At 45.0% G+C, this 20,205-nt stretch carries 34 protein-coding genes; 5 read left to right on the forward strand and 29 right to left on the reverse strand.

The window, feature by feature from the left end; genetic code table 11:
* Positions 1-52: 52 nt before the first annotated feature.
* The 3 genes from SELR_RS17200 to SELR_RS19010 are packed head-to-tail and all read left to right on the forward strand — an operon-like array spanning position 53 to position 1,111.
* Positions 53-655: a hypothetical protein gene (locus SELR_RS17200; protein WP_014426156.1), complete on the forward strand. Its 603-nt coding sequence runs from the start codon at positions 53-55 to the stop codon at positions 653-655.
* 2 nt (positions 656-657) lie between these two features.
* Positions 658-936 (forward strand): hypothetical protein, encoded by a 279-nt coding sequence (locus tag SELR_RS17205; RefSeq protein WP_014426157.1) that lies wholly within the window; start codon positions 658-660, stop codon positions 934-936.
* A gap of 4 nt (positions 937-940) precedes the next feature.
* Complete coding sequence (locus SELR_RS19010; protein WP_014426158.1) at positions 941-1,111, forward strand: hypothetical protein; 171 nt, start codon at positions 941-943, stop codon at positions 1,109-1,111.
* Positions 1,112-1,297: 186 nt separating this feature from the next.
* Here SELR_RS19010 and SELR_RS19350 read toward each other — a convergent pair whose 3' ends face one another.
* From SELR_RS19350 to SELR_RS17335, 29 genes are all read right to left on the reverse strand, one after another.
* On the reverse strand, positions 1,298-1,645 hold the full coding sequence (locus tag SELR_RS19350) for a hypothetical protein (RefSeq protein WP_014426159.1): 348 nt from the start codon (positions 1,643-1,645) through the stop codon (positions 1,298-1,300).
* A gap of 44 nt (positions 1,646-1,689) precedes the next feature.
* Entirely contained in the window at positions 1,690-1,893 is a 204-nt protein-coding gene (locus tag SELR_RS17215; protein ID WP_014426160.1) for a hypothetical protein, read from the reverse strand.
* Between the two features lie 82 nt (positions 1,894-1,975).
* On the reverse strand, positions 1,976-2,404 hold the full coding sequence (locus SELR_RS17220; RefSeq protein ID WP_014426161.1) for a hypothetical protein: 429 nt from the start codon (positions 2,402-2,404) through the stop codon (positions 1,976-1,978).
* 12 nt (positions 2,405-2,416) lie between these two features.
* Positions 2,417-2,911, reverse strand: coding sequence for a hypothetical protein (locus SELR_RS17225; RefSeq protein ID WP_014426162.1), 495 nt, complete (start codon positions 2,909-2,911; stop codon positions 2,417-2,419).
* 68 nt (positions 2,912-2,979) lie between these two features.
* Positions 2,980-3,522 (reverse strand): sigma factor-like helix-turn-helix DNA-binding protein, encoded by a 543-nt coding sequence (locus SELR_RS17230; RefSeq protein WP_014426163.1) that lies wholly within the window; start codon positions 3,520-3,522, stop codon positions 2,980-2,982.
* Positions 3,512-3,826 carry a hypothetical protein gene (locus SELR_RS17235; RefSeq protein WP_014426164.1) on the reverse strand — a complete coding sequence of 105 codons (315 nt, stop codon included), beginning with the start codon at positions 3,824-3,826 and terminating at the stop codon, positions 3,512-3,514. Before SELR_RS17235 ends, SELR_RS17230 begins: the two co-directional genes overlap by 11 nt.
* On the reverse strand, positions 3,823-4,242 hold the full coding sequence (locus tag SELR_RS17240; RefSeq protein WP_014426165.1) for a dUTP diphosphatase: 420 nt from the start codon (positions 4,240-4,242) through the stop codon (positions 3,823-3,825). Before SELR_RS17240 ends, SELR_RS17235 begins: the two co-directional genes overlap by 4 nt.
* 2 nt (positions 4,243-4,244) lie before the next feature.
* A complete protein-coding gene (locus SELR_RS17245; RefSeq protein ID WP_014426166.1) occupies positions 4,245-4,541 on the reverse strand; it encodes a hypothetical protein in 297 nt (98 codons plus the stop codon).
* A 12-nt stretch (positions 4,542-4,553) separates the two neighbouring features.
* Positions 4,554-4,685 (reverse strand): hypothetical protein, encoded by a 132-nt coding sequence (locus SELR_RS19435; RefSeq protein WP_014426167.1) that lies wholly within the window; start codon positions 4,683-4,685, stop codon positions 4,554-4,556.
* Positions 4,685-5,290 (reverse strand): hypothetical protein, encoded by a 606-nt coding sequence (locus tag SELR_RS17250; protein ID WP_014426168.1) that lies wholly within the window; start codon positions 5,288-5,290, stop codon positions 4,685-4,687. The genes SELR_RS19435 and SELR_RS17250 overlap by 1 nt, the downstream gene beginning before the upstream one ends.
* On the reverse strand, positions 5,277-5,453 hold the full coding sequence (locus SELR_RS19015; protein ID WP_014426169.1) for a hypothetical protein: 177 nt from the start codon (positions 5,451-5,453) through the stop codon (positions 5,277-5,279). The genes SELR_RS17250 and SELR_RS19015 overlap by 14 nt, the downstream gene beginning before the upstream one ends.
* A complete protein-coding gene (locus tag SELR_RS17255; protein ID WP_014426170.1) occupies positions 5,443-5,664 on the reverse strand; it encodes a hypothetical protein in 222 nt (73 codons plus the stop codon). The genes SELR_RS19015 and SELR_RS17255 overlap by 11 nt, the downstream gene beginning before the upstream one ends.
* Positions 5,665-5,985: 321 nt before the next feature.
* Positions 5,986-8,217 (reverse strand): adenosylcobalamin-dependent ribonucleoside-diphosphate reductase, encoded by a 2,232-nt coding sequence (locus SELR_RS17265; protein WP_014426173.1) that lies wholly within the window; start codon positions 8,215-8,217, stop codon positions 5,986-5,988.
* Positions 8,217-8,675 carry a hypothetical protein gene (locus SELR_RS17270; protein ID WP_014426174.1) on the reverse strand — a complete coding sequence of 153 codons (459 nt, stop codon included), beginning with the start codon at positions 8,673-8,675 and terminating at the stop codon, positions 8,217-8,219. Before SELR_RS17270 ends, SELR_RS17265 begins: the two co-directional genes overlap by 1 nt.
* A 7-nt stretch (positions 8,676-8,682) precedes the next feature.
* Positions 8,683-9,210 carry a hypothetical protein gene (locus tag SELR_RS17275; RefSeq protein ID WP_014426175.1) on the reverse strand — a complete coding sequence of 176 codons (528 nt, stop codon included), beginning with the start codon at positions 9,208-9,210 and terminating at the stop codon, positions 8,683-8,685.
* A 7-nt stretch (positions 9,211-9,217) separates the two neighbouring features.
* Positions 9,218-9,745, reverse strand: a complete 528-nt coding sequence (locus SELR_RS17280) for a hypothetical protein (RefSeq protein WP_014426176.1) — start codon at positions 9,743-9,745, stop codon at positions 9,218-9,220.
* Positions 9,738-10,139, reverse strand: coding sequence for a RusA family crossover junction endodeoxyribonuclease (locus SELR_RS17285; protein ID WP_014426177.1), 402 nt, complete (start codon positions 10,137-10,139; stop codon positions 9,738-9,740). The genes SELR_RS17280 and SELR_RS17285 overlap by 8 nt, the downstream gene beginning before the upstream one ends.
* Positions 10,136-10,345, reverse strand: coding sequence for a hypothetical protein (locus SELR_RS17290; RefSeq protein WP_014426178.1), 210 nt, complete (start codon positions 10,343-10,345; stop codon positions 10,136-10,138). The genes SELR_RS17285 and SELR_RS17290 overlap by 4 nt, the downstream gene beginning before the upstream one ends.
* Positions 10,342-11,109 (reverse strand): DUF3310 domain-containing protein, encoded by a 768-nt coding sequence (locus SELR_RS18080; protein ID WP_014426179.1) that lies wholly within the window; start codon positions 11,107-11,109, stop codon positions 10,342-10,344. The genes SELR_RS17290 and SELR_RS18080 overlap by 4 nt, the downstream gene beginning before the upstream one ends.
* Positions 11,110-11,209: 100 nt before the next feature.
* On the reverse strand, positions 11,210-11,938 hold the full coding sequence (locus SELR_RS17300) for an HNH endonuclease (RefSeq protein ID WP_014426180.1): 729 nt from the start codon (positions 11,936-11,938) through the stop codon (positions 11,210-11,212).
* A complete protein-coding gene (locus SELR_RS17305; RefSeq protein ID WP_231848216.1) occupies positions 11,935-12,750 on the reverse strand; it encodes a hypothetical protein in 816 nt (271 codons plus the stop codon). The genes SELR_RS17300 and SELR_RS17305 overlap by 4 nt, the downstream gene beginning before the upstream one ends.
* 250 nt (positions 12,751-13,000) lie before the next feature.
* Positions 13,001-14,986: a DnaB-like helicase C-terminal domain-containing protein gene (locus SELR_RS17310; protein WP_014426182.1), complete on the reverse strand. Its 1,986-nt coding sequence runs from the start codon at positions 14,984-14,986 to the stop codon at positions 13,001-13,003.
* Between the two features lie 2 nt (positions 14,987-14,988).
* Positions 14,989-15,156 (reverse strand): hypothetical protein, encoded by a 168-nt coding sequence (locus tag SELR_RS19020; RefSeq protein ID WP_014426183.1) that lies wholly within the window; start codon positions 15,154-15,156, stop codon positions 14,989-14,991.
* Positions 15,157-15,218: 62 nt separating this feature from the next.
* A complete protein-coding gene (locus tag SELR_RS17315; protein ID WP_014426184.1) occupies positions 15,219-15,599 on the reverse strand; it encodes a 3D domain-containing protein in 381 nt (126 codons plus the stop codon).
* 34 nt (positions 15,600-15,633) lie between these two features.
* Positions 15,634-15,840 (reverse strand): hypothetical protein, encoded by a 207-nt coding sequence (locus SELR_RS17320; protein WP_014426185.1) that lies wholly within the window; start codon positions 15,838-15,840, stop codon positions 15,634-15,636.
* Positions 15,840-16,022, reverse strand: a complete 183-nt coding sequence (locus tag SELR_RS17325) for a hypothetical protein (RefSeq protein WP_014426186.1) — start codon at positions 16,020-16,022, stop codon at positions 15,840-15,842. Before SELR_RS17325 ends, SELR_RS17320 begins: the two co-directional genes overlap by 1 nt.
* Before the next feature lie 3 nt (positions 16,023-16,025).
* Entirely contained in the window at positions 16,026-16,334 is a 309-nt protein-coding gene (locus SELR_RS17330; RefSeq protein ID WP_014426187.1) for a hypothetical protein, read from the reverse strand.
* Positions 16,335-16,704: 370 nt separating this feature from the next.
* Positions 16,705-16,860, reverse strand: a complete 156-nt coding sequence (locus SELR_RS19025; protein WP_014426189.1) for a hypothetical protein — start codon at positions 16,858-16,860, stop codon at positions 16,705-16,707.
* A 74-nt stretch (positions 16,861-16,934) separates the two neighbouring features.
* Positions 16,935-17,534: a hypothetical protein gene (locus SELR_RS17335; protein ID WP_014426190.1), complete on the reverse strand. Its 600-nt coding sequence runs from the start codon at positions 17,532-17,534 to the stop codon at positions 16,935-16,937.
* Positions 17,535-17,980: 446 nt separating this feature from the next.
* Between SELR_RS17335 and SELR_RS17340 the strand changes: the two genes are divergently transcribed.
* Together SELR_RS17340 and SELR_RS17345 are read left to right on the forward strand one after the other, a co-directional pair.
* Positions 17,981-18,340 carry a helix-turn-helix domain-containing protein gene (locus tag SELR_RS17340; protein WP_014426191.1) on the forward strand — a complete coding sequence of 120 codons (360 nt, stop codon included), beginning with the start codon at positions 17,981-17,983 and terminating at the stop codon, positions 18,338-18,340.
* Positions 18,306-18,845, forward strand: coding sequence for an ImmA/IrrE family metallo-endopeptidase (locus SELR_RS17345; RefSeq protein ID WP_014426192.1), 540 nt, complete (start codon positions 18,306-18,308; stop codon positions 18,843-18,845). The genes SELR_RS17340 and SELR_RS17345 overlap by 35 nt, the downstream gene beginning before the upstream one ends.
* Positions 18,846-20,205 lie beyond the last annotated feature (1,360 nt).

Consider the following 20,205-nt stretch of genomic DNA (forward strand, 5'->3'; position numbering starts at 1 on the left):
GACAATTGGTGTGTTTTGGTTACTTTTGAAATTATAAAGGAGAGAAAAATAAATGGCAACCGGCGAAAGATATTATACTGACAAAAAAGAAATTCTCGTGCTTAAAAGCGAAACGGCTGAATACGAAGAAAACAAGGACTTTAATCCGTTTGATCCTGAGAGTGATGATGGAACGCCGGACAGTTTTTGGGACGGAATGAGAGAATATCAATCGCATATTCGTAAGATTACTAAGGAGTTAAAGACCGACTGGGTTGATAACTATACATCCGATGGAGAGACATTAGATCCCGATGCTGGCAATGAAGCATGGGAGAAACTAATGGAGGAAATACCGATGCTGACCAACGGAAGTCTTGTGCAAGCATTGGAAGCAGAAGAATGGAAGAAATTGGTAAAGCAGATAAATAGGTATGCGTGGAGATACGTTGACCGGCTATCCCAGATAAAATCAAATGCAGCTTACGAAGAAGATAGACTCGGATATACGCGCTGCACTGAATATACGCCAGAGGAATTTGTAAAAGAATATAAGCCGGAGCTAGTTGACGGGAAAATATATATTAAAAATCCTAAGAATATGACCTATGCTTTAAGAGGGTACGTTGAAAAGCATAGGGAAGAAATCGAAACATTGATAAACGGAGGAGAATAACAATGGGAGATTTAGAGCATGGTTACTATGGTTATGACCAGGAAGCTGAAATTGAAAAGACTTTATCTGAATATGATGATACCATTGAACCGAAGCCGACAATTATTCCAGCCAAAAAAGCAAGGGCAAAGGATTATGATAAGGTTTGCCATGAGCTAGGGTTTAATCCGGGCGTAAAGTTTATAAAGATAACCACTCGTGGGACCATAGGTTTCACATGCGGTAAGCCAGAGGAATTTCGCCCAGGCCGCGTAAAATGGACATATGAAAAGGAGGGTTAAAAAAATGCTTACCGCAAGGGGAGAATATGAAAATAAAAAGGAGCTTCTGCTTTATCAGATCTATTCAAAAGTTGGTATGTCCCCAGGGCCCTTGGAATTGAAGGCATGTCTTGAGGCGTTCTCGGATAGATTCATTGACAAACTTAGAGAGAAAAACCAGGCAGGGCAAGAATGATGCTCGTTTACGCCATTATACATGTATACCATTGTACCATTACACCATTATACAGGTGTAAATGTACAGAAATTCATATAAAAATCCCGTAGGCGCTCTACATGGCTCTCTACGGGATTTTCTATGTCTGTGCAATAGTTTATATGCGTTGTCTATTCGATGGCCCTCTATGGGCTTTCTAGACGTTCATTTTTCTAACTCACCACGATAAAGTTGTAATGCCTGTGTCGCGGTCAGTTCATCGAAGGAATTTTCCAGGCTGCCTAACAATTTCATAGCTTCATCGCTGGCCATGCCTGTGTTTTTCATGGCAAGGACAATATAAGCCAGAACAATGTCATTGAAACGGCCCGTGTCGAAAAGTTGGCAGCTATTATACTCAGCTTCATCCAATGTTGTCATCGGTTTCACTTCGGATAATCCTTTGAGTGCTTCCTTCAAGGCTTGCTTGATGCTTTCCGGGGACCGATCCGGGTATTTCTTAGAAAACATTTCAAGTAGTTCTGCTAAGTTTTCTAACTGTGTATGATTCATGATTTCCACCTTATTTGCGTTTATGCTTGCGCTTACTTCTATCTTTACGATAAGCAGACGTAAGCATTGTAATCTTTCCATCGGTATTTTTTTTCAATGGCTGCATCCACGGCAATAGTAGACTGCCTTATGATATTAGTTTCTAGTTCGACAATCATGCTCCTACCATTTAGGCCACATTTTTCGCCATATTCATCCATGAAATCGTGTAATAAAAAGAACAGTTTATCCAAGTCGCGGAGCTCCATAAAAACACCTCACTTATCAGATTTGCGACGGTAACAATTCCGACAGAGTATTTGACAGTTTTCTTTATTAGTTAGCTCATAATTATCCTCTAATCTTCAATTCGTATCCAAGAATATCCAGGACCACTTGTAACTCATTAACCTTAAATGTTTCATGGTTAACCTTATAGGCAAATGTGGGCTGCACAAACTTGGCCCCGGTCCTTTCGTTAAATATCCTTCGCACATCCTCCTTGGTTACCCCATTGGCTTCAAAGATGGACTCAATGACCTCTTTCAATGGAGTCATTGGCAATTCAACGTTTCCCTTGGCGATAACCGGGGAGAATCCCAGAATATCACAAACCACCTGTAATTCATTGGCCTTCAATGTTTCCTTGTGGATCTTATATGAAAATGCCTGCTGCGTGAAAACCGCCCCGGTCCTGGCGTTGTATTCCTCCACCATTTTCCCCAGGGTAATCCCCTTGGCAGCTATCATATTTTTTACAGTTTGTTTTACTTCAATCATTGTATTCCTCTTTTACTCTAAAAGTCCACATAAATACTTAAAATCACCGGGGTTAATCGCGGAATATGTTTTCTCTAAGGTTTTCATATCTGCTTTCTCCTTTGCTTTCGCTATCACCTGTGATGTAATTATTACAGTCGATGGATTATTTACCTCGGATTTTCCCCTCGATGTCCATTCTGCTTCCTTACCATTTAGAAGTACGGTTCCATTCTTGTAATGAGAAGCAACAAGTGATTCATAGTAATTTCTTGTCTGCGTATTAAAATAACAAAGTAATATCTGGTAATCTATATTTTCACTATTATAATTAGCTGGATAGGCCATCTTTGCCCAGAAATAAATCCCTTGCATTTTCCCATTTTGCCAGAAAAGTTTTATGGAATCTTCATCGTAATATTCTGCTGGACAACTTACATCATTGTTAACCTTAATCCAATGGGCGGCCATAGCCATATTCGTGGATAATCCAATGAATAGAACAAGCATCATTATAATTTTTTTCATTGCTAGTCACTCCCTCTCTATATTATACCAAAGAAACCGCCAGGGATAAACCTTGGCGGCCATTTTTATCATGGTTTATATTTGCATTTTTCACAATAGCAGCAGCAGGTTTCATTGTCCCCAAAGGCTTCCTCTAGGTACGCTGGTATCCTGCATTTGCGTTGATTCTTCATTGCTGCATCCATCGGATATGCCACCTTTACTACCGGGCTTCCGGCCTCGTATACCGGTGAATCCCGGCGAAGCAATTCGTCTAATCCCTCGGCATATTTCCGAATCGTTTTCAGATGCTTGCTCACGGCCTGCTGCGAAATCCCCAGGTGCTTCCCGATTTCCTCATAGGTCAATCCCTTGGAAATCATCACAATGATGTTCCAGTTATCTTCCGAGAGGCGTTTCCGAAGTTCAACCAGGGCATCTTCAAGGCCCTTTTCCCTCTCGTGCTCTACCAGGACATCCGCCGGATCTCTGGGAACCTTCATGTAATCTTCCGGTAAAGGCTTTTTATTCTCGCTCCAATCCAGGAACTCTAGGCGGTTCAAAGTATCGCCCAGAGTTACCCGGCCAGCGTTGTAATCTTCCACAAGCTGACGGAGATAATCAACGGCCATTGGCGATTACCTCCCTTGCGTCCCTAGCTTTCTTAATCGTGTTCAACTTATATTCAGACGTGGCAAATCTCATATTGTACCCGACCTTAGAACCAAAGAACTGGCACCGGCGAACAACGGAACCGTCGGCCAAAACTCTGATCCCTTTGTCTTTCTTCCCTGGCTCCTCCTTGGCATCCACATAGCGGACATCATCGGAGTATTTGAGAAGTTCTTTAAGAGTCCTGGTAAGATTGTCTGATTCAATCAACAGGCGGTAAAGGTCACCGCCGTTGTTCAAATCCATGAGTACGGAGTAAATCAAACTCCGGTACTCCCAAAGCCGCCACGGTCCTTGCTGCCAAGGTCCTCGCGAATACTGAATTTAACTGACTTCATCACCGGTACGACACGGAACTGCGCGATGCGGTCTCCCTTTTTGATAACTCCGTCCTCCATGGCCAGAGCCGGGAACTGCCATTCATCGCCGTTGCCACAATAAGCATTATCGATGATACCCGTGGAATTAACCAGGAGAATCTTGTACTTCTTAAACGTAGAACTGCGGGGAAGCAGGTGACCTTCGTACTCCTGCGGCAACTTCATGGCCACGCCCAGGGGAATCATCAGGAAATCCCCTTTGTTATATTTCACGGTCATACCGGCTTTTAAATCAATCCAATCACCATGGCGTTCCGGCAGGGAACCGGGGCGAATCTCTTTTACCTTAATGTTAATCATTGTTATTTATCCTCCAATTTCACATATTCTGTGACTTCGACCATCTTCTTGACTTTCTTGACCTCATAGGGCTGTTCGTAGAATTCGTTTTCCTGCATTTCGGTATTGCCGCGTGACCAATCAACGGCAAACAGTCTGTCTCCCATAGAAAACACTGACTGCACAGGAGTAGACCAGCGTTGGGGTTCACCTACATGCTTTTCCTCGCCGTAAGCGTATACTAGTTCTTCTATTTCTTCTTCGTCAAACTGTTCACCAGCGTCATAGCGTCGTAAGAACTCATTATCATCATCAATCATTGTTATATCTCCTTAATTCTCAAATAAGAAAGCCAAAAACCAAGCCATAAGCGAAGTCCAAAACATTGCTGCATATATTTCTTCCAACGGCGAGATAATCAGAAATACCATCGCCAGCAGGAAACATCCTTTTCTTACTTCCATTAGTCGCACACTCCTAATTCCTTTGCATAGGGCAGGGAAGAAATAAATTCCTCGCAGAACCAACGCCACTGCGGAAGGCGGTGGGTTTTGCGCTGGTAATACATCGTCCGAAGCTGCGCATAGTTCGTGGAAATCCCGGCTGCTAAACAAATCCCCTCCGGCATATTCGCCTTGACACGCAACAAGTTTTCTTCCGTGGGGTTCAAGGTATAATCCTCGACAATTCCCTCGAACAAGGCCAGGATCTTATCGTCCACGGCTGCATCGGCCATACGGCGGTAATCCAGCGCCTTGCCCCGGTGCATCGTGCTCTGGGAATTTTTCGACGTAAATACACCGTAGGTATCGAACTGCTGCCAGAAGTAACGTGGGGCCAATACGTCGAATGTAACCGGTATCTGCCGAAGGAACTTATCATCCCCATGGCCAATTGGGGAGTGCCCCAGGTTACTGCCCAATCGCAGCATATCTTCTACAGTGCGTTTATCCAGTGTCATATCCTCGTTGACCACCGTGGCCATCGGATAACCGGCGCGGATCAGCGCTTCCCGGATACCATACACATTCACATTGAACACCTTGAATAATCTATCAGTCATCTGCATATCGTATTGCCTCATTTCTTACCATTCGTTTTACACCGCTTCTCATTCTGACCTCACAGGCCCCTGGCTGCGCTTTCGTGACAACTCCCTGGAACATATAGGGAAGTCCCGTGGTGGGCAGCTTTTCTTTCCACTGAACCGTGGCCCCAATCTTATATCTCATGGTTTAACTTGACCACCTGGGAAGCGTCTTTCCATTTTTCAGAGTCATCCGTGAACATAATTTTGATTCTCTGCCTTTCGGCTCCGTTCTCGTCAAAGTCCCATTTCATTGCAGCTATGTTGCCCTTATGCGGGTAAATCGTATTTCGCAATGTTGGAATGATTACCTCGTCCAGCAAAGAAAGTTTATTGTTAGCCATATCTGTAAACATTGTTAGTCCTCCGTATGTTCCCTTTTTAACCATCTGTCTGTGGCAGTTGCACATTCTCCGTCGCAAACTCCGGTATCGTACTCCGGACATAAGTCACAAGAGTCACAAGAGAGTATGTAGTCAAGGAAAATGGCAAGTTCCAGGTCAGACATTGAGCGAATCCAGTCTGCATTAGTTTTCATAGTTACCTCTCCGTTTTATCTGGGCGTTTTGGCCTGGTAGTCAATACGCCACCTGCGTTACCTTTGCTGCCCCCGTAACCGGCCACCATACAGGCGGCGATTACAAGGAAAACAAAGAATAAATCTATATCATTCACAATCATTCACAAGCATTGTACCCGCAATTATCGCAGGTCCAGCACTTTGCCTCTGGTCTAAGCGTGTGCTTATGGCACTCCGGACACTCTCGCAGGCCATCGTCCTCCGGCGGTTCCTCGGTGGGCAATTCCGCTGGTGCACTGGTTAACTCTCGTTTCATGGATAATTCCATGGCATCGGCAATAGCATTGCTGCAAGACAAGGAAACATCTTTGCCCTGCCGACGAAGGACCTGGCAGGCCGGGCATTTATTGGCCCTAAGTTCATCAATGATTTTCGACACCTTCACGCCGGAACGCAGGGCCAGGGAAATCAACCGGGTAATCGTGTTGATATTGCTCTTGCACCCACCGGACGGATTCGTGAATACCTCGAATACATGGCCATCATCGGTCTTATTCGTTGTGACATACATGGAACTTACGCAAGAGGTCTGTTCCCGTACCGTGGAACCATTGACAACCTTGACTTCTCTACGACTTTCCTTTGGCTCTATGGTGTCATAGTCCGGAGTTTCGGTTTCCTCCGGCTTATCGCTGACACCCAGGATATTTCCTCGCTTGCAGCCATCGCGGAACACCGTAATCCCTTTGAGGCCCTGTTTCCAGGCTGCCATATAGATTTCCTCGATTTCTTCCACCGTGGCCGAATTCGGCAGGTTTACCGTGGAGGAAATAGCATTATCAACGTAATCCTGTAAGATCCCCTGGAACGCCACACGCTCCATCGGCGGTACTTCATGGGACTCAATGAGGAAGGGGAATTTCTTCTTGGCTTCCTCCGGGGAAATCCCTTCTAAGCCATGGAATTTCAGCAGGTCAGCAACGCCACGGGCATATACCGTGAAGGTCTTGCCACTGTCCTCCATGCTATGAGAAGTCCTCTGATAAGCAATCTTATACATCGGCTCGATGCCACCAGTAAAACCACCAGCGAACAGAGAAATCGTGCCGGTAGGAGCAATGGAAAGCAGCGTGCCGTTACGCAGGCCATATTTCTTAATCAAATCGTGAGCTTCTGGATATGCCTTGATAACCGGTGATGCCATGGTTTTCTCCAAGTCAAACTTGCGGAACGCACCTTTCTTGGCAGCCAGAGAAGCAGAAGTCAGCAATGCCTGTTCCATGATGATATCCATGATATCCGAAGCCACCGCGCGAGATTCCTCGGAGCCATAACGAATTCCCATAGCTACAAAGGCATCTGCCAGGCCGAACACACCCAGGCCAATGCTGCGCCAGTCAGCGATGGTTTCCCGGTTTAAATCCAAAGGCTGCATATCATAACCATAATCCAGGATTTCATCAAGCATACGAACTGCGGTATCCGTAATCATGCGAAGATGTGTTTTGTCAATCGTTGCATGATCCGTGAATTTATCCTTGATGGCGTTGTAAACATTGATAGAGCCAAGGTTACAAGAGTTGCCGCCGTTCCCAAAGAATTCCGCGCATGGATTCGATACGTCAATCTTGTACTCCAGATAACCAGAGAGCAAATTGAAATTCCTTACTCGGTCAATGAAGATTGCCCCAGGATCGCCCCAATCCCATTGCGTTTCACAGAACTCATGGAAGAAGGAACGCGCATCAATGGTTTTCTCAATGTGGCCCGTTTCCGGACTATCATAGACCAACTGGAACGGCTGATTCTTTTCCACGGCTTCCATAAATTCATTGGTGAACTTGATGGAAATATTCATAGAAGATAACTTAGAGCCGTCCTGCTTGATTCGCAGGAATTCTTCGATGTCCGGGTGGTCACACCGCAGGCCAACCATAAGCGCTGCTCTGCGACCATTCTGGCCAATGGTTCCGCCGGTCACATCAAAGATATTCAGGAAGGACACGGCCCCGGTGGAGGTCATCGCACTGTTATTCACCGGCGCTCCTTTTGGGCGCAGGTTATCAATGGCCAACCCGCAGCCACCACCATAGGAGCTAATGCGGGCAATCTTCTTGGCCGTATCAAAGATGGATTCGATGTTATCCTTCGGTGTGGGCAGCACATAACAATTACTCATGCTAACCTTACGCTTACCCTTGTAACCAGCACCGAATAACGTGCGGCCAGCCGGGAGAAAATCTGCGTTTTCCAGGACCTTCTTGGCTTTCGGCTTTAATTCATCGCTAAAGATAGATGCCACGCGGCCAATGAACTGCTCCGGTTTCTCGCCTTCATGCAGATACTTTCGTTCCATGATGCCCATGGAAACTTCATTGTCATACCACATTAGGCAAGCAGACTCCTTCTCTGTTCGCAAAGCTGGTTGATTTTCTCGTTAATCTCACCAATCTTCTTTGCCTTATCGACGGAAACAATGTGGCCTTTGAAGATCTCTGCATATTCATCGCAGCCAAGTTTTTCCCCGTTATCATCCATGATATTCCCGTCATTTGCCATGTAGTAAGGAGAACAGTAGGTCTCACCGGTATCCGGATCAACCAGGGCAAAGGCTTCACCAGCCTTGATTCCCATGGCGTCCATGATACGCTCACACTTGGTCAGCTTTTCAATCTGAACATCGGTATATTTTACGATATTGTTATTATCGTCCCACCGTACTTCGTAAAGGTCATCACCGGTATAGCCGGACTTACTCACCGAAATCACAGTGCCGTATTCGTCGCTCTTAATTCCATACTGGAAGCCAACTGGCTTCACTCTTTCTCCTACTTTAAACATATTCATGCTGCTATCAATCCTCCATTAAATCTTCGCGAATCTGATTGAGTTCTTCGGCCAATTCGTCGATTTCTTCGGTAAGCGTTTCGATTTTCTGTAAAATCTCTTGCGTATCATCATCGGCAACAGGGGCAGAACCATTTTGGAACAAGTATTTAAGTTCATCGACAGTCAAATCATCATGGTTACCATCGTAAACTTCGCCGTTCTCTAAGGTGTAAGGCCCCCAACCATAAAACTCTCCATCGTTGCGTTTGATTTCAAAGGGAACTCCCTCACGAACTCCTAACGCATACAAGGCCGTTTCCTTTTTGCTCAAAGGCTCCAACTTATCAACGTTAACCATCCAGCAACTATCTTTCTCGCGAAGCAACCCGGCATCACCAAGTCCCCCGTTATGTCCTGGGAAATCACCGTAGAATTCAACCAACGGGGCCTCATTGTTACCACCAACGATGACACCAACCTTGCCCTCTAACTGTACCTCGCTGGTATCTTTCTTTACCCGCACATGCTGACCAATGTATAACTTATCGCTCATAGTGTTATCATGCTCCTTTTCTGATTCTCGCCAATTCGTTTTCTTTTTCTTCAATCTGGCCCTGGAGAACGCAGATTTCCTCTTTCAACTGCATTTCTCTGTCACTGAGGATTTCAATGTGCCCCGTCATCAAGGCTTCGTATTCATCCGGTGCTAGTACGTCATCATTACAGTCAACGAAATCTTCTCCGTCAAACATGAACGGGCCATTTTCCATAACATTGTCGTATTCATCGTAAATATCGAACCACTGCCCCTCATAGAGCCCCAAGGCATCTACGATTTTTTCCATGCCCGTCAAGGGTTCGATTTCTTCATCATTAATGTAGAAGCACGAATCCTGTTCGGGATTCTTACGCTGATCTTGGGAAACAGAAGATGCTCCGGTGTGCATCCCAGTGTTTTTCTTATCCCAGTCAACCAAGATGGCTCCACTGCATTTACCAATTACAGTTCCATAGCACGGATTCTCCATATGAAAATCCATCTTGTTCGTGGCTTTTACGCGCTGACCAATGAAAAATCTATTACTCATGTTTCCAACCGTCCCTTTCTTCGTCATACCGACGAATAACACATTCTACCCTCGGATTCTGCCGGTCAATATCGAAATCAATGTACCGTGGTAAAGCCCATCGGTCATTATCGAATACTCCTGCGTGTTCCAAGGCGTCAAAAATCGCCTTTCCTTGGTTATCAACATCACGCTTCCTGGCATCCGGCCAATATGTCATAATGTCGATGACCACCTTAGTTCCTTCAGTGGTTTCCCACCCCTGGTCCTCCATGGCCCCGGCAATGATTTCCTCCGCAGCAGCGAACCACTCTTTCGCCTTTTTCGTGCGGATTCTCTTGCCAAACTTCGTCGTAAAGTACAGGGCGTTAATGGAGGGAACCGGAGGTAGTACCACTTTTAGGACATCGGTCAATCAGTAACCTCGTCCAGCATATTAGCTATGGCCTCGGCCACTTCAATTTCATCATCCGTAGCATCATCACATTCAACGGCAAAAAGGAACTCTTTAAACAACTTAGCTTCCTCATATGACATACGAATGGAAACATCCTCGTTCTTACTTTCGGGGCCTATGCCCTTAATATAGCGCTGAATCCCCGCTGCTCGTACTGTAATCATGCAAATGCACCCTCGCCGGTAAAGTCATCGTCCGGCACATCGGTTTCCGGAGAGATACGATAGTCAGCATCGTTCTTAACCAGGGAATACCAATAGAGGTACTGCTTTGCCTTATCGTGGTCAGACTCGGCCTGGCCCTTGTGCATCGCTCTCATGGTATACTTGACGAAATTACCAAGCAGGAAGCCTTTGAACTGCTCCGGAGTAAAGAACGTCTGCATTACTTCAAGAGGCTGCATAGCGGACGCCTTATAATGCTCTTGGTCACTTGCCAGCCCCGTGTTTTCGCTCGGCTCAATCAAAGTGACATGCTTCGGGCTAAAACAGTAGCCGGATGCTCCTTCAAGGTTAACGAAGCTAATTCCAGCATCAGATACCGTCATTTCTTCTCCACAATACCGTCTCATGCTCGTTGCGAAACAAGGAACTGTATCAATATCGCCATCATCGTCAGTGCCAAATTCTTCTTTCATGGAATCCCAGGAACGAACCAGGACCTTATCGCCCTTTCGTAACTCCCGCTGCTTTTTCGCAGGAACCAAGGAATCTTCCGGGAACCAATAGAAGTCAATCCCTTTCATCTGGTAAGTATCATCACGGTCATCGGCCACGGATACTTCTCGGATTTCCCCACAGTAATCTTTCATTCCCTCTGTGAAAGAACACTGGGGAATATCAACCTCTCCATCTTCGCCTACTCCATATTCCTTTTTCATTTCTTCCCAGGAACGAATACGAACATAGTCACCTTTTTTAAAACGCATGTATCTTATCTCCTTTGAAATTAACAATTGATTATTATAATTAACACTCAAAGCCTAAAAAGGCTATTCTCGGAAAGCATATCTTAAACATTTCTAGCTTTCACTTCTCCTGCCGCGGATAATACTTCTTAATCCTCGGCTCTCCATCGAATGTAGACAAGAATTTTATCAGCTTGTCCCGCGCATCCTCTGGCGAATCACAGTATTGGTCATAGTACATCTTGCCTTTATAGAAGAATCTCCACCCCCAACGCTTCTTCTTAGTGTTATAAGAAACGCCGTGATAAGGGCTCCTAGTCATTCTGTATTCATTACAGGGGATAAAAGGCAAGATCTTTATTGCCTGCTTTTCCTTCTCTGTAAATTCGTTAAGGCAAGCATACTCTCCATAGAATTTCTTTGCCCACTCATTATACTTAACCGCAGCCTCAAGCTCTGTAGGGTATGAATCCTTTGTATAGGCTTTGTTATCCTTCCAAAACATCACACACCAATGACCAAAGCGGTCACGGGTTACGCCCTTGAACTTAGAGGTACAATCACGGGAATCAGTCTTTTTAGAGTTCCACGCGTTTTCCTTTGCCGATACAAGCCGGAGATTTTCTCTGCGATTATCTAAGGTATTATGGTTAATATGGTCTACCATCATACCGACCTGGGCTCCCATAATAACTCTATGAAGTAGCCCTAGCTTATCGTTGATGCAATAAGGGCGGTCAGATTGGCCATTAACATGCCATACTACCGACGAATACTTTTCATAGATATCATCATCTACCAAAGTAAAAAGGTTTTCCCCACGCTTACCAGACAAAGGAATTTTTTTCATTCTCTTGGCATCTCCTTATGATAATTCCCGCAATGGTGAGTCTGAAAGAAATCACAATACTCATTCACATCGCACCAATCAGCGCACCTGCGATTAGGATAAGTCTTACTGCTATCCCAACGCTCTGACTTCTTACAAGGTGGTGGACATACGCCGTTTTGCAATGCCTCACGCAATCTCTTAGCCTTTGTTTCAAAGTAAAGCCTTATCCACCGCTTACTAATGAGATTGATAGGAACAATATAAGCTGCTTGTGTTAGTCCCATTTTCTTAGCCTCGGCATCAATGGATGAACGTAGGAACATATTTACTCGAATCTGCTTCACGGGCAATCCTTCGTTCTCCATCATATAGCGGTAATAGTTTAACTGGATTGCAATATCCATTACTTTGCGGACGCCATTGGGCTCCCATATCTGTTCCCATACTTCTTCACCTTTGCGCTTTCCCCTTGTAACTGTTCGTTTTCTCCACTTCGGAGTCATTCCCAAACAACGAGCAATTCTCCCGCTGCGGAAAAATTTCCAGTCCCACAGGGTTTGCGTGGTCGGATCATAAGCATCAAAGCACCCAGAGGTAATATCATCCGTCATTCGATGTTCTGCCATCCAGCCATCCGGAGAAGCATCCTCAAACGCCTTATGACTGTTTGTCCCAATCATAGCAGCGATACTTCCCATTGGATGAATCGCATAATCCTTGGTTATCTCCAAGAACGTCTGTCTTGTCGGTTTGATAAGCTGCGTTACGCTCGGCTTACCGAACCAATGACGGGTGCTTTCTACCGCCGCAGTGAGCGCTGGTAGAGACATGCACCGATGGTCACACCCCTTCAAGCATTGCTCAAAGGGAACCTTTTCTCCGGCTTGACACCGGAAGAACTTAGCAGGCAACTAAGTTCCGAGCTCCTTACTATACAAAGTAAATCCTCCTTCGTACACCATTGTAGCATTATGCCATTACAATGGTGTAACGTTATACCATTATACCGTTGGGTTTGCCCCAACAACATAATATATTCTACTCTTGTTAATTATAATTGTCAAGGGTTAAATATAATATTTATAAAACTTTTTCGGTCAACCTTGATTTCTCCGGATCATATACCAGATTAAACAAGGTATCCTCGCTACGACGCTCACGAGCCTTTACCAGCTTTATCATAGAGTCATACTTATATTTCTCTCGGTCAATCGGAGAAAGCGTAGAATCCAGTGCTCTGCGCCACAAGAGGTAAACGTAGTCCCCAGAGTCACCAATGGCCCCGGAACCGCGAAGGTCCTTCTGCTCCGGCTCATGGAACCTGCCGCCCTGTTCTTTGCCCTGACCAGACTTATTAAGCTGCGAAAGTATCACAAAGAGAACATTGAGCTCCTTGGCAAAGTCCTTGGTTTTTTCTGCCATAGCTTCTTCATCAGTCAAGGTATCCCGGCCACGCATCTTCTGAAAGTAATCCACGGCCACAATGTCAACCGGAGAAAGCCGAGCATTGGTCAGTTTTACATATTCTGCCATGTCATCCAGTGTCAGCCCTGGTTTATCAACGATAAACAAATGCTTTTCCAGTTTATCGCTAATCATCGTTACCAGGTCAGGGTTCATGGCGATGTATCCAGGCACATCATACCGGCGAATCCCTACGATCTTGGCTACGAGGATCTTCATTATATCTTCCTTTGGCATTTCCAAAGAGAAAAATAACACGGTTTTACGCAGTTTCACGCACCAATGGAGTATCCATTCCAGCAGATTTTCGGTCTTGCCGGAGTTCGATGCAGCGCCCAGGATAACCACGTTCTTACGTTTGAACTTAGCAGCCTTGTCAATGTTCGGGAAACCTACGCCGAAATATTCCTCGTCTTTGACGGATTCCAGCGCATGAAAGGAGTCGATTGCCGAAGCAATGTCCTTCATCCGTTCTTCCGTGGTGTCCTCCTTGATTGATAGGAGTTCCCGAACAACGCTAATATCTCGCTGCCAGACATCCGCAAGATATTCAGCAATATCCTGCCGAACCATCGGATTTTCCACGGTCCGCACAAAGTCTACGATGTTCTTTTCCTGGATTTCCTTATCATCGGTTTCAGAGATAATCTGCTTGGCCACATAGAAATCCATGGATACATACTGGCAATCCTTGGCAATGTCCTTGCCCGCCACCAGCATATCATTGAAGTCTTTGCATCCATCCGGGATAACGGCCACCTTCACGACGATTTTAGGCGCATGTTTTTTAAAAAGGTCCCTGGCTCGGCGCACGAACTTCGATGCCTTACCATCATTGTCCGGACAAAGAACAACTTTGCCATTTTCAATGGGGGTGAGCAGGCTCTTGATATGCTCTACATGACTTTTAGTAACGCTGATACCGCAGTAAGCCACCGCACAATTCCCCTGCTGCACCGCCGACATAGCATCGAAAGAACCCTCGCATAAGATGATTGTCTTGGTATCTTTGAGGTGCTTTAGAGCCTGTGGTAAGCCAAAGAGGAATTCACCCTTCGTAAACAGGCCCTTCACGTTCTTACTGTTTTTATACTTTGGCTTCTTATCAAAGTATCTATAGAGGAACGCTACCGGCCTTCTCCATTCGTCGTACATCGGAATCGTGAGAGCCTTGATTTTTTCAGAGTATCCCAGGCCATATGTTTCGATAGTTTCATCGGTCAGCCCGCGTTTATGCAGATAATCAATCACTGTAGGCAGCTTGGCCTGCATCTGATGAATCCATGCTGCGTTGCGCTCTGTGATACCCATATGCTCCCGGTATTCATCGCTTTCACTAATGGTCAGCCCAAAGTCATCACAGAGCGTATGTACGGCCTGCTCAAAGGTGCATCCGTCTCGGCCCATGACATAATGGATAATGTCGCCGCTGGCCTGGCACGAGAAGCAATAGAATTTATTATCCGGAAATACGACGAAAGTTGACGGATTATCCCCGCCATGAATAGGGCAGGCACACCGGTATGTCCCATCGCTCTGCAATTTGAGATCCGGGATATATTCGACCAACGACTTACCACGAATTACATCAATAATGTTCACAATTAACCCCTCTTATATTCATCCTTCAAACACCAGCGATGCAGTGAACCAGCCATAGGATAAAGCACCCGTTCAATTGTGAAATCGCAGATCCGATATATTGCTTCTCCAATGATAGCTATAGGCATAATCGCACAGACCTTCCAAGTAACTAAAGTCTTATCAAACATAGACATCCCTCCATTTACGCCATTATAACGGTATACTGTTATACCATTATACATGTATACCATTACTCTATTATTTCTACTGGAATCCACTGGCGGCCCCATGCTAAACATTGATCCGTAGTTTCCATGAGCAGGTCAATCCTGTTTTCGTAATCACCGCCGAATCTATCCTGTACCACCCAGATTTTACCGTCGATAAGAAGTTTTGTCCCAAAGGGCAAATCATCGGCTGCACAGGTATAAAAGGGAGTTCCTTCCACGCCACTAGCCGTAAGACCATCACCGTTCCCCTCGGCCACTGTATAGGCCGATACGTTCATTGTGATTACCTTTGTTTTCTTCTCTGCTACTACCGGTGGTGGTGGCTCCGGAGTAGCATATATTTCTGTGTCCGGTATATAAAAATTCCCCGGCGCTGCCAGGGGATTTTCTATGAACATCATCGCAGCTAATAGAGCCGCTGTTTTATAACCGATATTACCGCCTCTTTCCTATCATGCAGCCAATGAACAAGACCAGGGCAAGGATACCCACGTTTGCCGGTGAGAAATAACGTGCCCCTGTGACCAAATCAAAGAGGACAATAACGCAGGTGGCCCCCAAGAGCCAAAATGCCGCTACCACGGTAAATCCGATGGCCGTTCCCAAGGCCCATGAAATTCCTTCGCCAATCGCTTTCATCATCACTTCTTCGCCTCCTTGCGTTTCTTCTGATGTGCTGCGGTTTCAGCCTTGGCCTCGGCATCGACAATCTTCATCTGCTCCTTGAAATGATGCGGGGGCACGGCCTTCTGTTTGCGCTCGTAGTGATGGCTCATATTGAAATGCTTTGCCAACTTGATAAGTTCTTTCTTTGATACTGTCATTGATTACCATTCCTCCAACAACTTCAAATAATCTGTTACCGTCGTTTCCTTGATGACGGTCATACGCTGCTTCTGATTCCATTCTGGGGCCTTGTAAAACAACCCCTGCATGGTAAGGTCCGGATTCTTCCCGGTGGCCATCATGTACTCATGGAACAGGTTTAACACTGATTCATCAAGTCTTTTGAAGAAGTTCCACACTCTGAAAAAATCCCGTGTGGGTTTACCACCGACAAACGCCTGCTTGCCGATGGTTCCCAGGAATTCCATTGCTAACCGGTGTGGTTTCTTTGATTCTTCCCATGGTTTCATTGTTTCACCTTCATCTATATTTCACATTGACAAATATAATGGTCAATGATTGCAAAAAAGTTCCTTTAATACCTTGGGAGTATACCTACGGTACGTCTGACTTCTTTCGCAGCGCTTCATCGCGCGTACATCGCAGCCACCGGATACCTTTATGAGTTCCAGGCGATTCTTGAACTTCCTCCTGCGACGCAGATACTTCCGGAGAAGTCGTACATCGTTAAGCAAGTCAGCACGCGGAGTACCCTTTGATAATTCAATGTGGTGCATCAAGTCACTGATTGCCTGGTCACAATGGCGCAGCCCTGCAACAAACTCTGCTTTCCGCGAAACCTCCACGTTTACGCTATGAGCAGCCTTGCTGATGTTCGCATCAATGTTCCTGCATACGTTTACGGAGTTCATCAGTAATCACCTCGATTTCCTTGGCCAGCATATCCATCGCTGCTGCCTGTTCACACTCTGGATTACCAGAGAACCCACGTAAAACCTCTGCTACACCATCTAATCTATATGCGATATCTTCCAAAATTCTAATCCTCCCAAGATCACCATTTATGCGGGGGGTTCGTCCCTCGCATGATACCAGTTACGAGTCAACGATTATACCGGGATTTCCTCGTCAGAATCACCGTCAAACGGATTTTCATCCTGCGGGGTTACACCGAAAGCATCATAGTCAATACCGCTACCGCTATAGCGTACCAACTTATCAACGGCAATCTGGTTGATATAGAGGTTAATGCCATTAGCTCTCGTGGAGGACCAATAAGCGCTCGGCTGATAAAGCACGCGAATAACGGAACCCTCACCGATGGCCACATCCTTATCCAACGGGCAGCCATGAACCGTATCCAGGACCGGGATATGCTTCTGCTTTTCCTCGCCCGTCTGACGATCCGTATAGAAAGCCGTGGTCTGGAAGTTGAACAACAGGGAACCATCTTCCTGTTCCTTGTAACCGGTGGTGGCATCTGCGGACCATTTCTTGCCTTCAAACTTAGCATTTGCCTTGGCTGCTTCCAGGAGATCATCGCAGATTTTCTTCATCTTGGCTTCGGCTTCTTTATCCTCGAACTTCAAGGACACTTTGTACTTACGCTTACCCTCGTATTCGTCGTAACGAGTGTTGATCTTCGGCCAGATAGCCTTGCCAGCCAGGGATACCATGGGTTTGTCGGTGAGGTTTACATTGATGTTCATTTACGCATCGCTCCTTTAATTATACTTAAAATACGTTATTTATAATTGTCATTGAAAGCAAAAGTTGTCAAAAATATTACACGTTTCTCATTATACACCTGTTGATTTCATTTAACACCTGTGTTATAATCTAAGCAACGGTAGATAAGTCATTGCTTTTCAACGACTTATACAGTATAGCATTGTGAAATTAAGTTGTCAAGTGTTTTTCTTATTTCACACATATATTTTTTTATGACAATTATAAATATCACATTGGTCATGCTATATAGAAAAAACTTTTAGAACAGAGGTGAGAAATGCAGCAGAGTAATCAAGGCAAGGCATAAAGTCACATCGATATCTTGGATTAGAGAAAAAAGATTATTTAAGAGAGAAAGATACGACGTAACAAAGGGGAATGTTACGAGTTGACCGCCAGATGGTTTAGAAAAGGAGAAATTAAAATGAGAACTTTGAATAGGGTTAAGGAGCTTCGAGTCGCGAAGGGCCATGAGAGCCAGCGAGAATTCGCGAATTTCGTCACGAATAACTTGGGTTGCCCGGTTTCCTATGGAACAATCAATAAATTGGAAAACCAGAATGGAAACCCAACATGGGAATTATTGGATACGCTCGCTACGTACTTCCAGGTATCCACGGATTATCTAATGGGGAGAACCAATAAAAATCTTGCGGTAGCAGCGCATGTCGATGAAGAACCAGGTGACGAGTTACCCCCCGAAGCCAAAATCGCCGTAGACACATTCTACAATAAGATGAGGGCTTTATATGGTAAAAACAAAGGAACTGTGGAAAATAGCTAAAGAAGCAAATGTATTTATCGGTTACGAGGATTTTAGTAACATACACCCTGGGATATATATCAGAGGTGAAATAAATGTTATTGGCCTGGACAACCATTTAACGCCCACCGAAGAACGATGCGTTCTTGCAGAGGAATTGGGACATCATTTTACTTTGCCGCCAGGTATGGACTTGAGAGAGTCACATAGGTACGGCATTTTACAAAAAAGAATATTTTATGAAACCATCGCGCGTGAATACGCAGTCAATCTTTTGATCCCATATGACCAATGGGAAAAACTTATGAAAAAAGAAGATACTACAATTGAAGAAATAATGACAACATTTGATGTGACAAGGGAATTCGCCTATTATTGTCTCGATATGTACTTCTTCGGCACTATTTTCATAAATCCATATAAACATATGGAGGGGATACCAGGTGACCGAATAGAAGAAGAAAAAGAAATACTAGCAAGGTGGATCTCTGACATTAAAGTTCAGATAGCTAAGAAAGCTGCATAAAAAGAAACCCCAGGGATGATAAAGGTTCCTGGGGTTTTTAAATGGGGAAAATGAGAACTTGGGGAAGTGTGTTTGTGCGTGTCCCCATCCGCAGAAGTCCTCTGTCTAATCATCATACGAAACAGGGACTTCCTACCTAGTATAACATATGCAAAAAAAAAAAAAACAGTTAATCTCTATCTTTGGGCACAGTCCGTTTCTAAGCTACTTCCTACTACGCCCGCCGCGATAAGCACCCCTGAAACGCTTCGTAACGCCCAAACTTTGACATGGGAGATAAGCACTAAAACTATCTAAATTCATCGTATGTTTTTTTAAACTTCTTATTGACTTTAGCGTTATTTTATGATGGAAGCCGAAGGAAACGGGAGAGCAAAGCATAGTGCTACCTTAGACATCGAAAAGACAATAGTCTACTGTAGCACTACAACGAAAATTGATGGAATCCGTGAGGTTTCCGGTGTCGCTTTTCGCAATTCAATTAGTCATCGTCACTACAACGATACAGAGGTTTCATAGTGGTCTAAGTACCCCACACTACCACGCCCCTCGACGTGTTCCTCTGGCCCGGTTTATTTCAACCGTACTCTAGGCTCAATACCAATGTATCTTGCCCTTTTAGCCCCCGCAGGCTTCTTAACGCTCCATAAACAAAAAATGCGTTGGTCTAATAGCCTTCCACGGCCCCAACGCACTGTCTATCTACGCTTATTATGGGAGTTAACCTGTTCTTCACCCACTTAGGTCATCGTCCTGTATTGAATAAACCAGGACGAACCCCGCCGACTTACTGCTGCCGCTGGCGATACGGTGGACTCTCTATGAGTTGCCAATTTATATACCGCCTGCTCGCGGTGGCATCCATGCTTTCCCAGAATAAGGATCTGGGCGACCTATGGCGGCTTCTTCTCGCCATTGAGGACCATGAAACACCGCACAAGAACTTGACGAGTCCCTTGTTTATATGTATAATGGACTCATAAACCAAATGTCAATCCGCCTGTTTGTGCGGTGATAGGACCTGGAAGTACGCCAATACTTCTAGGTCTTTTTTCATGCTCTTTTTCGATTGTCATGCGTGATTATCCAGCGTTTTCTGTGGATAACTGCTATGCTCATATATTATCATAGTTATCCACAAGAGTCAATAAGGTTTATTCAGAAATGAACCATATTTTCTCTTGTGTCCCGCGAAAACACTGACCTCTTTGAAATTGAACGCCATTACGCCATTACACCATTATACATGTGTGATACCGTTATAACGGTGTAATGGCTTGACTGTATAATGGTGTAGCGTTATAATGTTACACAGGTACAACGGTATAATAGTATAATGATATGAAGGGGAGGAATACCA

It is taken from the genome of Selenomonas ruminantium subsp. lactilytica TAM6421, assembly GCF_000284095.1.
GTDB lineage: Bacteria > Bacillota > Negativicutes > Selenomonadales > Selenomonadaceae > Selenomonas_A > Selenomonas_A lactilytica.

Bases quoted from the DNA above. Each gene is read 5' to 3' on its own strand.
- SELR_RS17200 (WP_014426156.1), top strand. From the start codon at position 53: ATGGCAACCGGCGAAAGATATTATACTGACAAAAAAGAAATTCTCGTG.
- SELR_RS17205 (WP_014426157.1), top strand. From the start codon at position 658: ATGGGAGATTTAGAGCATGGTTACTATGGTTATGACCAGGAAGCTGAA.
- SELR_RS19010 (WP_014426158.1), top strand. From the start codon at position 941: ATGCTTACCGCAAGGGGAGAATATGAAAATAAAAAGGAGCTTCTGCTT.
- SELR_RS19350 (WP_014426159.1), bottom strand. From the start codon at position 1,645: ATGAATCATACACAGTTAGAAAACTTAGCAGAACTACTTGAAATGTTT.
- SELR_RS17215 (WP_014426160.1), bottom strand. From the start codon at position 1,893: ATGGAGCTCCGCGACTTGGATAAACTGTTCTTTTTATTACACGATTTC.
- SELR_RS17220 (WP_014426161.1), bottom strand. From the start codon at position 2,404: ATGATTGAAGTAAAACAAACTGTAAAAAATATGATAGCTGCCAAGGGG.
- SELR_RS17225 (WP_014426162.1), bottom strand. From the start codon at position 2,911: ATGAAAAAAATTATAATGATGCTTGTTCTATTCATTGGATTATCCACG.
- SELR_RS17230 (WP_014426163.1), bottom strand. From the start codon at position 3,522: ATGGCCGTTGATTATCTCCGTCAGCTTGTGGAAGATTACAACGCTGGC.
- SELR_RS17240 (WP_014426165.1), bottom strand. From the start codon at position 4,242: ATGATTAACATTAAGGTAAAAGAGATTCGCCCCGGTTCCCTGCCGGAA.
- SELR_RS17245 (WP_014426166.1), bottom strand. From the start codon at position 4,541: ATGATTGATGATGATAATGAGTTCTTACGACGCTATGACGCTGGTGAA.
- SELR_RS19435 (WP_014426167.1), bottom strand. From the start codon at position 4,685: ATGGAAGTAAGAAAAGGATGTTTCCTGCTGGCGATGGTATTTCTGATT.
- SELR_RS17250 (WP_014426168.1), bottom strand. From the start codon at position 5,290: ATGCAGATGACTGATAGATTATTCAAGGTGTTCAATGTGAATGTGTAT.
- SELR_RS19015 (WP_014426169.1), bottom strand. From the start codon at position 5,453: ATGAGATATAAGATTGGGGCCACGGTTCAGTGGAAAGAAAAGCTGCCC.
- SELR_RS17255 (WP_014426170.1), bottom strand. From the start codon at position 5,664: ATGTTTACAGATATGGCTAACAATAAACTTTCTTTGCTGGACGAGGTA.
- SELR_RS17265 (WP_014426173.1), bottom strand. From the start codon at position 8,217: ATGTGGTATGACAATGAAGTTTCCATGGGCATCATGGAACGAAAGTAT.
- SELR_RS17270 (WP_014426174.1), bottom strand. From the start codon at position 8,675: ATGAATATGTTTAAAGTAGGAGAAAGAGTGAAGCCAGTTGGCTTCCAG.
- SELR_RS17275 (WP_014426175.1), bottom strand. From the start codon at position 9,210: ATGAGCGATAAGTTATACATTGGTCAGCATGTGCGGGTAAAGAAAGAT.
- SELR_RS17280 (WP_014426176.1), bottom strand. From the start codon at position 9,745: ATGAGTAATAGATTTTTCATTGGTCAGCGCGTAAAAGCCACGAACAAG.
- SELR_RS17290 (WP_014426178.1), bottom strand. From the start codon at position 10,345: ATGATTACAGTACGAGCAGCGGGGATTCAGCGCTATATTAAGGGCATA.
- SELR_RS18080 (WP_014426179.1), bottom strand. From the start codon at position 11,109: ATGCGTTTTAAAAAAGGTGACTATGTTCGTATTCGTTCCTGGGAAGAA.
- SELR_RS17300 (WP_014426180.1), bottom strand. From the start codon at position 11,938: ATGAAAAAAATTCCTTTGTCTGGTAAGCGTGGGGAAAACCTTTTTACT.
- SELR_RS17305 (WP_231848216.1), bottom strand. From the start codon at position 12,750: ATGTCTCTACCAGCGCTCACTGCGGCGGTAGAAAGCACCCGTCATTGG.
- SELR_RS19020 (WP_014426183.1), bottom strand. From the start codon at position 15,156: ATGTTTGATAAGACTTTAGTTACTTGGAAGGTCTGTGCGATTATGCCT.
- SELR_RS17315 (WP_014426184.1), bottom strand. From the start codon at position 15,599: ATGATGTTCATAGAAAATCCCCTGGCAGCGCCGGGGAATTTTTATATA.
- SELR_RS17320 (WP_014426185.1), bottom strand. From the start codon at position 15,840: ATGATGAAAGCGATTGGCGAAGGAATTTCATGGGCCTTGGGAACGGCC.
- SELR_RS17325 (WP_014426186.1), bottom strand. From the start codon at position 16,022: ATGACAGTATCAAAGAAAGAACTTATCAAGTTGGCAAAGCATTTCAAT.
- SELR_RS17330 (WP_014426187.1), bottom strand. From the start codon at position 16,334: ATGAAACCATGGGAAGAATCAAAGAAACCACACCGGTTAGCAATGGAA.
- SELR_RS17335 (WP_014426190.1), bottom strand. From the start codon at position 17,534: ATGAACATCAATGTAAACCTCACCGACAAACCCATGGTATCCCTGGCT.
- SELR_RS17340 (WP_014426191.1), top strand. From the start codon at position 17,981: ATGAGAACTTTGAATAGGGTTAAGGAGCTTCGAGTCGCGAAGGGCCAT.
- SELR_RS17345 (WP_014426192.1), top strand. From the start codon at position 18,306: ATGGTAAAAACAAAGGAACTGTGGAAAATAGCTAAAGAAGCAAATGTA.